7 protein-coding genes are annotated in these 5,479 nt (G+C 63.3%); 2 read left to right on the top strand and 5 right to left on the bottom strand.

Going from position 1 to position 5,479, the window contains the following annotated elements; genetic code table 11:
- From EOA29_RS23495 to EOA29_RS23480, 4 genes are all read right to left on the bottom strand, one after another.
- The coding region (locus tag EOA29_RS23495) for an LssY C-terminal domain-containing protein (protein ID WP_189478966.1) at positions 1–305 on the bottom strand (305 nt) is incomplete at its 3' end.
- A 76-nt stretch (positions 306–381) separates the two neighbouring features.
- Positions 382–1,206 carry an extensin family protein gene (locus EOA29_RS23490; RefSeq protein ID WP_126092424.1) on the bottom strand — a complete coding sequence of 275 codons (825 nt, stop codon included), beginning with the start codon at positions 1,204–1,206 and terminating at the stop codon, positions 382–384.
- Positions 1,207–1,321: 115 nt separating this feature from the next.
- Complete coding sequence (locus EOA29_RS23485) at positions 1,322–2,350, bottom strand: extensin family protein (RefSeq protein ID WP_126095796.1); 1,029 nt, start codon at positions 2,348–2,350, stop codon at positions 1,322–1,324.
- Positions 2,351–2,540: 190 nt separating this feature from the next.
- The gene (locus EOA29_RS23480; RefSeq protein ID WP_126092425.1) at positions 2,541–2,966 is read right to left on the bottom strand and encodes a DUF3775 domain-containing protein; all 426 of its coding nucleotides are present in this window, start codon (positions 2,964–2,966) and stop codon (positions 2,541–2,543) included.
- A 181-nt stretch (positions 2,967–3,147) separates the two neighbouring features.
- Here EOA29_RS23480 and EOA29_RS23475 point away from each other — a divergent pair, with 181 nt between their 5' ends.
- Positions 3,148–3,687, top strand: a complete 540-nt coding sequence (locus tag EOA29_RS23475; RefSeq protein WP_126092426.1) for a tetratricopeptide repeat protein — start codon at positions 3,148–3,150, stop codon at positions 3,685–3,687.
- A gap of 262 nt (positions 3,688–3,949) precedes the next feature.
- Positions 3,950–4,423 (top strand): transcription elongation factor GreA, encoded by a 474-nt coding sequence (greA, locus tag EOA29_RS23470; RefSeq protein WP_040970906.1) that lies wholly within the window; start codon positions 3,950–3,952, stop codon positions 4,421–4,423.
- Here greA and waaC read toward each other — a convergent pair.
- Positions 4,420–5,412: a lipopolysaccharide heptosyltransferase I gene (gene waaC, locus EOA29_RS23465; protein WP_126092427.1), complete on the bottom strand. Its 993-nt coding sequence runs from the start codon at positions 5,410–5,412 to the stop codon at positions 4,420–4,422. The two genes, greA and waaC, sit on opposite strands and share 4 nt — an antisense overlap.
- Positions 5,413–5,479: the final 67 nt, after the last annotated feature.

The raw sequence follows: 5,479 nt of genomic DNA, 5'->3' as shown, positions 1-5,479 counted from the left end.
CGGGAGAACAGGACGCTTTCGCCGATGTCGATAGCGGTCCTGAGCGTGACGGCGTCGGCCGTGTCCCAACCGGCGACGGCAAAAGCGTGGACCACTTCCTTTTCGGTACCGACAAGGCCGACATTGATCGGGTCGCCCGGAATTCCTTGCGGCGTGTGCGTCACCATCTCGAAACGCTGTGTGCGGAAGCCGCGCTCCCGCCAGGTCCAGAATTCCGGCGCGGCGAGATAGGCAAATGCCAGATAGAAAGCGCAAAACGCCGCCAGCCAGATCGCGGCGCGCCGCCGAAGGCTCCGCTCACCCAAGAGAGACCACTCCCAAGTCGATGCACGGCCACTCTATGTCGCGTTGCGCGCATTGGGCAGAGGTTTCGGGATTGCTTTAGCGGCAGGCGCGGTAGCCGCTCCTGCGGTTCTTGACGTCGAAGTGGAAGTGGTTGCGGTGATCGTAATTGTAGCCCGGACCGAGCACCGTGTTGAAATACTGGCAGCCGTCGGCGCGCACGTTGTTGAGGAAGCCGCGGGTGCGGAAAGCGAACAGGCCGGGCTTGCGGACGTCGATGTCGTCGCCATTGTTGAGCTCGATGCTCATGACGTCGAGCGCGTTGCCCTTGCCGTGCTCCGAGAGCACGCCTTCGCCGGCGATGTTACGGCAGGAATAGCTCGAGCCTTGGTGGATGGCCCTGACGCCGGAGAAATAGCGCCAGCGGGCTGCCGGCACGAGTTCGTTCCTGGTCCAGGCGGCAAAGGTCGCGGCCATGTTGCAGGTCAGCGTGGCGGCGGGCTTCATCTCGACGCTGCCGATGGCCGAAACCTTCACCGGGAAGTCGATGCCGCACTGGCCTTCATGGATCGGCTGGATATCCGTATAGACGACGCCCATGCGTTTCAGCTCGTTGCGGCAGTCGATCTCGCTTGCGGGCATCTGCTCGACCGGCGACATCGGCTCATCCATGCGCGGATAGGCAGCCTGGGTCATATAGGGATTGGAAGGAACGAGGCGCTGCATGCCGGAATATTGCGGCGCCTCGGGCACGGCAGCGGTCTGGCTGCCGACGTCGACGGCCGGCTGCAGCGAGAAGACATCGCCCGTGTTGCAGGCCGACACGGCCGCGACGGCAAGCCCGGTGGCCAGCCAGACGGTGGCAGAGCGCGCAAAATCGTTCTGTCGCGCCATGGCAAGCATGGCGCCAAGTCTTCCGGTCATTGAAAGGCTTCCTATCCCCGGATGGCACAAGTTTAGTCGCCAACAGTAAAGGAAAGATCAGCGCCGGCATTCATGCCTGGGGCCGAATTGCGGCGACTGTTCTTGAAATCCTTTTTTATTGGCAGAAGGTTCCGCCGTGGCGGCGCGGCTCGAGGTCGAAATGAAAATGTAGCGAATGGTCGGCATCGCTGCCCGGACCGAGCACTGTCTTGAACGGCCCGCAGGCGGCCTTGCGCACAGTAGCCAGGAACTTGGCATCCTTCTCGGGCGGCACCGGACCAATTTCGATCGTCCTGCCATCCGACAGCGTGAAGGAGGCGATATCGAGCGCATTGCCGAAGGCGTGTTCCGAAAGCTTGCCGCCGCCGTGGCGCGGACGGCAGACGAAGGCGGAGGCCTGGGCGATCGATTTCAGATCGGCGCCGAATTCGGCCCTTACCGCCGGCCGGATGACATCGGCGGCAAAGCGCGCGGCAGCCTCGGCCATCCGGCAATTGAGCTCGGTGCCGGAACCGATACCGATCGATTTTCCCAGCGTTTTCAGAACGATGGGGTAGGGGATCGAGCAGCCGATCTCGGCGTCGTGCTCGGCCTTGTGCTCCTCGAATTCGACGCCGAGCGCCTTCAGCCGATCGCGGCACGCCACCTCTTCTTCCGGCATCCTGTCGGCAGGCAATTCAGCCGAGCGCGGATCGGGCAGCATTTTGTTGTCGCCGGTATCAGCCGGTTTTTCGGGTGGCTTCGGTGCGACAGCGGGCGGCTCCGGTTCCGCGATGTCGGGTCTTTGTGTCGGAATCGGCACTGCGGCCGGCGCCTCTGGTTCGCTTTCCATATCGGTTGACGGCTCCGGGGCTGAAGGCTCGGGACGCTTTCCCTGACGAGACTTTTCTTGATTGATCCGGTCGGATGCGTCAGCGTCCTTTGGACCGGCAGCCTTCCGCTCTTCCATCGTTGCGGCGTCGGCCTTTCGCGCTTCCGCGGGACGTGGCTCTGGCACCGGAACATCGGCGGGCAAGGTCGGCTGGTCCTGCGTTTGCTGTTGCGTCAGCTTTGGCGCGATATGCCGCTTGGCCCGCGATCTCATGCGGTGCTTGCTCCTCGGCCTCAGTGGCTGATCGGCCCGCTGCGTCAACGGCTGCTCCATACGCGGTGTCAGCGGCTGCCTGTAACGATGCTTGGCATCGGCCGGCGTGATTAGCAGGGCCGCCGCCAAAGGCAGCGCCAGTCTGCAAAATCCGGAAAAGCTCAGCGTTGCCATCGGCCGGAAACGGGCCCGGCACGGCAAGGTTGCCTTGGAAGCAGCGGCGCTGCGATCAAAATCCGTTACGGGCCGGTTACGCGCCGATCGCCTCCAGGCCTTCCTCGAGCCAGTCGGCGAGCTGCGGCAGGCCAAGCAGATACTTTGCCGTGCGCCTGTTGGCTCGCTCGCGGGCCGCGGCCACCGCCTCGACCCACTCGGAAGCATCGTAGTCGCCGCGGCCGACCCAGGCCAGCGCCACGAGCTCGGCCGCTTCATCGACGTTGAGATCGTTGATCAACTCGCGGAACTCCTCCTCGGTGAGGTCTTCCGACGCTTCTTCGACAAGGCCGTCATGGTGGTGGCTGTCATGCCTGTCGCCGTCGAACTCGACCTCGTGCTCGGCGCCGTCGTCGTAATCCTCGTTGACGCCGGCGCTCAGCGCCTTGGCCTTGAGGATAAACAGGCGCACCGTGTCCGGGTCGATCGAAAGCTCCCATTCCTTCTCGAGGCGCTGCTGCACTGGCCTTTCTCCTCGTCGTGCGCTCGACTGATGATAGCGGATTTGCGGCCCGCGTCACATCCGTTCGCAAGCAGCCGAGCCGCCTTGAACATTCGAAATAGTTCGGCCGTCACCTGCTTTTCGGGATGAAACCGCATCAAGGCGGCGTTAGTCTGCCATTGTCACGCTCAAGGAGGCATCGATGCGCAGACGATTGCTTGTTCAGGTCCTGGCTGTTGCGACCCTGCCACTGTTTGTGGCGCCAGCTTTCACGGCCGGCGAAGGCGGTGGTGGCGGCAGCGGTGGTGGCACCACCCAGTGCAAGAAGGGCGAGGTCTGGGACAAGAAGAAAAACAAATGCGTAAAGCCGCAATATGGCATGCTGGATGACGACAGCATCTACGAAGCGGGCCACGATCTCGCGATGGCCGGACGCTATGACGAGGCGATCTCGGTGCTGACTTTAGCCGCCAACAAGCAGGATCCGCGCATCCTCAACTATCTCGGCTATTCGCACCGCCATTCCGGCCGCATCACGGTCGGCCTCGGCTATTACGAGGAAGCGCTGCGCATCAATCCCGACTACACGCTGGTGCGCGAATATCTCGGCGAGGCCCATCTGCAGATCGGCGATCTTGCCGGCGCGCAGGAGCAGCTGAAGGAGATCGAGAAGCGGACAGGCAAAGGCTCGCGCGAATATGGCATGCTCTCCGAGCAGATCGACCATTTCCTGAGGAGCTGATTCAGTCCCAAGACTTTTCGAACCGGCTGCGAGCGATCGCAGCCGGTTTTTTGCTTGCCGCTGCCACATCAACCGCATGAAAGCGGTGATGATTTTGCCAAAGTTGATTTTTTGGGCGTGAAAATCGCGCGAAGATCGCTATATTCGGGGAAATTGTGGTGAAACGGTTCCGTTAGCCCGAGGCTGCCGGACCGTTTTCTTTTTGTACCATCGACAAGGCTGCTCCCGATAAGCGGGGGCGGCGGCAGGAAAGGTCAGGTATATGATCAAGGTCCCGATGACAGGCGAGGGGTTCGCGTCATTGAAGGAAGAACTGCGCTGGCGCCAGCAGGAAGAGCGTCCGCGCATCATCGAGGCGATCTCCGAAGCGCGCTCGCATGGCGACCTGTCCGAAAATGCCGAGTACCACGCCGCGAAAGAGTCGCAGAGCCACAATGAGGGCCGTATCAACGAGCTTGAGGACCTGATCGCGCGCGCCGAGGTGATCGACGTCACGAAGCTCAGCGGCGACAAGGTGAAGTTCGGCGCGACCGTCGTGCTGGTCGACGAGGATACCGAGGAAAAGAAGACCTATCAGATCGTCGGCGACCAGGAAGCGGACGTGAAGTCCGGCCGCATCTCGATCTCCTCGCCGATCGCGCGTGCGTTGATCGGCAAGGAAGTCGGCGACGCCATCGAGGTCAACGCTCCGGGCGGCGCCAGGGGGTACGAGATCGTCCAGGTGCAGTTTATCTAGCTCTTAATCTCCCCCCTTGCGGGGGAGAAAGCGCGCTGTGCCAGCAGCCGTTCCGCTTCAGCCATCACCTCGGCCGGCGTCACCCTGCCGCCTGCGGGCGCCAGCAGGGTCGAGGAGAACGGCCCGCGCGGGCCGGTCAAGCCCGGCTCCGTCGCCAGGAATATGGCGACCGTCGGAAGGCCGAAGGCGCTGGCGAGGTGGGTGAGACCGGTGTCGGCGCCGATCACCAGCGTCGACCGGCCGAGGATCGCGGCGATCTCGGCAAGCGGCGATTTTGGGACCAGCACCGTTTTCGGCACGTCGCCAGCGATCGCTTCGGCGACACGCTTTTCCTGTTCGTTCGACCAGGTGACGACCGGCGCGAATTGCCTGGCCACCAGTTGGCGCGCGGTCTCGATCCAGTCGTCGACCGGCCATTTCTTGTCCTCGCGGCTGGTGCCGTGCAGCAGGAAGGCAAGCCTGCCTTCAAGGATGGGAAGGTTACCTGCCGGCGGCACTATGCCGGACCCGAGACGGGAAAGATCGGGCTCGTAGCCAAGCGCCAGGCCGAACAGCCGCCGCGTGCGCTCGATGGCGTGCAGGTCGCGCGGGACCGCGTATCCGCGATCGTAGAACAGCGTTGCCGAGGGCTCGCGGACGCTCGAACGGTCGAAGCCGGCGATCGGTGCGCCAGCCTGCCTGGCGACAACGGCCGACTTCAACAGCCCCTGGGCGTCGATGACCAGGTCATAATGACCAGCACGCAGCGCGCGGCGCAGGCCGGCCATCTCGCGCCAAGTGCCGCCGTCAAGTGGCTTCCTGCGCCAACGCCGGATCGCCACCTTGTGGATAGACTTTATCGCTGGATGCAAGGCGACGACGCCGGCAAAGGCCTCTTCCACGCACCAGTCGAAGCTTATGTCCGGGCGATCGCGGAGCGCATCCTCGACAGCCGGGAAGGTATGGATGACATCACCCATCGACGATGTCTTGACGATCAGCACCTTCATGCGGCTGCCGGAACCCTAAGCAGCCGGTCGGCCGCGGCAGCGACCCGTGCGACGTCGAGCGTCTTCA

This window comes from Mesorhizobium sp. M1E.F.Ca.ET.063.01.1.1, assembly GCF_003998155.1.
Classification (GTDB): domain Bacteria; phylum Pseudomonadota; class Alphaproteobacteria; order Rhizobiales; family Rhizobiaceae; genus Mesorhizobium.
The sequence above is the reverse complement of the archived record's forward strand: the minus strand, read 5'-3'. Positions and strand labels throughout refer to the sequence as shown.